The organism is Variovorax sp. Soil_C_33, from assembly GCF_057656935.1.
This window is the reverse complement of sequence record NZ_JBDGJK010000036.1, coordinates 1-3080: the sequence shown is the minus strand read 5'-3', so window position 1 is coordinate 3080 and position 3080 is coordinate 1. Positions and strand designations below refer to the sequence as shown.

The following is a 3080-nucleotide window of genomic DNA, read 5'->3' as shown; positions in this document are numbered from 1 at the left end:
CGCCAGCAGCGACAGCAGCGCCAGCGCGATGCGCTGGGCGAGAAGCTTCAGGATCACATGGTTCATCTCGGTGCTCCGTGGGGCGAGACGAGCGGCTGGGGAGGCGTCATGCCTCCAGCCATACGTTCTCGGCGAAGTTGTAGCCCATCAGGCCGCCCAGGGGGATGGGCGACAGTCCCTTGAGCTTGGACGTGTGACCATCGATGCTCGCCAGGAACAGCGGGATGCCGATGCCGGCTTCCTGGTGGATCATGGTCTGCATGTCGGCGTACATCTGCTTGCGCTTGGCCAGGTCGGTCTCGGCGCGCGAAGCCAGGAGCAGCTGGTCGAACTTCTCGTTCTTCCAGCGCGATTCGTTCCAGGCCGCGCCCGACTGGAAGAACTGCGTGAGCAGCACATCGGCGCTCGGACGCGGGTTGACGTTGCCGAAGCCCACGTGGCTGTTGAGCCAGTGATTCGACCAGTAGCCGTCGGCCGGCATACGCTTGATGTCGATCTCCAGCCCGGCGCGCTGTGCGGTCTGCTGCAGCAGCAGCGCCATCTCCACGGAGTAGAGCGCCGCCGGCGAAGCCACCATCGGCACCTTGCCCGTGACGCCAGACTTCTGCAGGTGGAACTTCGCCTTGTCGAGATCGAAGGGGCGCTGCGGCAGGCCGGCGAAATGGAATCGGTTGGTCGGGTCGATCGGCTGGTCGTTGGCGACCACCGCGTAGTCGAGCGCGATGGTCTTCTTCATCTGCTCGCGGTCGAACAGGTGCTTCATGCCGAGCACGAAGTCCGGGTTGGCGCCGGGGCCCACGTCCTTGCGCATGACGAGGTCGGAGTACTGGCCGGACTGGGTGACGAAGATCCCGAAGCCGGGCGTCGCCTTCACGCGCTCGACCGAGCGCGGATTGACCGAGCCCACCAAGTCCATGCCGCCGGAAAGGAGCGCATTGACGCGCGCGCTCTCGTCGCCGATGCCCACGAACTCGATCTCGTCGAGGTAGGGCTTGCCCGGCTTCCAGTAGGCGTCGTTGCGCACCATCAGCGAACGCACGCCGGGCTTGAACTCCTTGAGCTTGTAGGGCCCGGTGCCGATGCCGGCGTTGAAGTCGGTCGTGCCTTCCTTGACGATGTGGAAGTGGAAGGTGCCCAGGATCACCGGCAGGTCGGCGTTCGGCGCGCTGAGCACCACCGTCACCTCGCTGGGGCCGCTGGCCTTGACGCTCTCGATCTGGTCGGCGAGCACCTTGGCCTTGGACGCGGTGGCCGGGTCCTTGTGGCGCATCACCGAGAACACCACGTCGGCCGGCGAGAGCGCCTTGCCGTCGTGGAAGTTCACGCCCTTGCGGAGCGTAAAGACCCAGGTCTTGGCATCCTTGGTGGTGAACGATTCGGCCAGCGCGGGCTGCGGCGTCAGGCTGCGGTCCAGCGAGGTCAGGCCGTTGTAGATCATGTTGCAGCGCGAGTAGTCGGTCTGGTTCGACTGCTTGGCCGGATCGAGCGTGTCGGTCGCGGCGGCGGTCGCGCCGGCCACGCGGATGCGGCCCCCCTTCCTGGGCGTCTGCGCATGGGCGGACATCGCTGCGCCGGCGATGCCGCCGGCCAGCGTGGCCTGCATGCCGCCGGCCATCAGCATCGCGAGGATGTCGCGCCGCGTGGCGCCGCGCTTCAGCGACTCCATCACGCGAAGGCTTTCGCCGGGACCGACGAGGTTTTCGAAGCTCTTGTGGCTGCTGTCGTTCATGGTGGGTTGCTCCTGGTGAAGCCGTGTGGTTGAAGAAAACGGGACAGAAAACGCAGGGGGCTCGAGGGGGTCAGGCCATCCGGTCCTTGAGCCTGTAGTAGAGGCCCACCGCCGGCAGGAACCACGGCGGGCCGAAGTGACCAGGGATGGCGGGCCAGTCGTGGTCGCGCCAGGGGTTGGCGTTCGCGTCGCCGGCCATCACGGCGGCCATGCGCTCGCCCATGTGGACCGACATCTGCGTGCCGTGGCCGCTGTAGCCCATCGCGTAGTAGAGGCCGTCGCGCTCGCCGGCATGCGGCAGGCGGTCCTGTGTGATGTCGACCAGCCCGCCCCAGCAGTAATCCAGCCGCACGTTGCCGAGCTGCGGGAAGATCTGGGCAAGCCCTGCGCGCAGAATCTCGCCGCTGGCGGCATCCGATTGCGGGCTGGAGATCGCGAAGCGCGCCCGCCCGCCGAAGACCAGCCGGTGGTCGGTGGTGAGCCGGAAGTAATGGTGGATGTTCGCCACCGTCACATAGGTGCGCCGGGCGGCGAGCAGGGCCTGCGCGCGCTCGGCGCCGAGCGGCTCGGTGACCACGATGAAGCTGCCGATCGGCACGATGCGGCGGCGCAGCCAGCCGAAGCTGCCGTAGCCGCCGTGGCGCGTCGCGCCGGTGGCCAGCAGCACCTGCTGCGCGCTGACGCTGCCGCGCCCCGTGTGCAACTTGTGTGCATGGCCCTGGCCGAGGCGTTCGAGGCGCTGCACGCCGCTTGCGGTGTGGATCTGTGCGCCGTTGCGCTGTGCGGCCGCGGCCAGGCCGTGCGCGAAGCGGCCCATGTGCATCTGGCCGCTGCGCTTGTAGAGCAGGCCGCCATGGAACCGCTCGCTCTGCACTTCGGCGCGCACGCGCGCCGCGTCGAGGATCTCGACATCGGTGTCGACGCCGTCGCCGATCAGGCGCTCGGCGCTGCGTTCGAGTGCCGCCATCTGGTTCGGCCGTGTGGCGAGCTTGAGCTTGCCGTGGCGCAGGAAGTCGCAGGCGATGGCCTCGTCGCGCACCAGCCGTTCCACCGTGTCCACCGCGTCGTCATAGGCGCGGTACCAGGCGCGGGCGCGCTCGGCGCCGAACTTTGCGGCCACCTCGGCATAGTCCACTGCCAGCCCGTTGTTGACATGGCCGCCGTTGCGCCCCGAGGCCTCGGCCGCCACGCGCTCGCCGGCCTCCAGCACCACCACCTTGGCGCCGCGCTTCGCCAGCGCCAGCGCCGCCGACAGGCCGGTGAAGCCGCCGCCCACGATGGCGACGTCGACCTGCGCCGGCAGCTCGCACGAGCGCGGCACGAAGGCGGGCGCCGAATCGGTCCAGTAGGA

2 protein-coding genes are annotated in these 3080 nt (G+C 68.6%); both read right to left on the bottom strand.

What is annotated here, in order from left to right; translation table 11 throughout:
- Positions 1-106: 106 nt before the first annotated feature.
- Positions 107-1729, bottom strand: coding sequence for an ABC transporter substrate-binding protein (locus AC3A6B_RS29755; protein ID WP_487840230.1), 1623 nt, complete (start codon positions 1727-1729; stop codon positions 107-109).
- A gap of 70 nt (positions 1730-1799) precedes the next feature.
- Positions 1800-3080, bottom strand: a 1281-nt coding sequence (locus AC3A6B_RS29750) for an NAD(P)/FAD-dependent oxidoreductase (RefSeq protein ID WP_487840229.1), incomplete at its 5' end; no start/stop codon positions are given.

Bases quoted from the DNA above. Each gene is read 5' to 3' on its own strand.
- AC3A6B_RS29755 (WP_487840230.1), bottom strand. From the start codon at position 1,729: ATGAACGACAGCAGCCACAAGAGCTTCGAAAACCTCGTCGGTCCCGGC.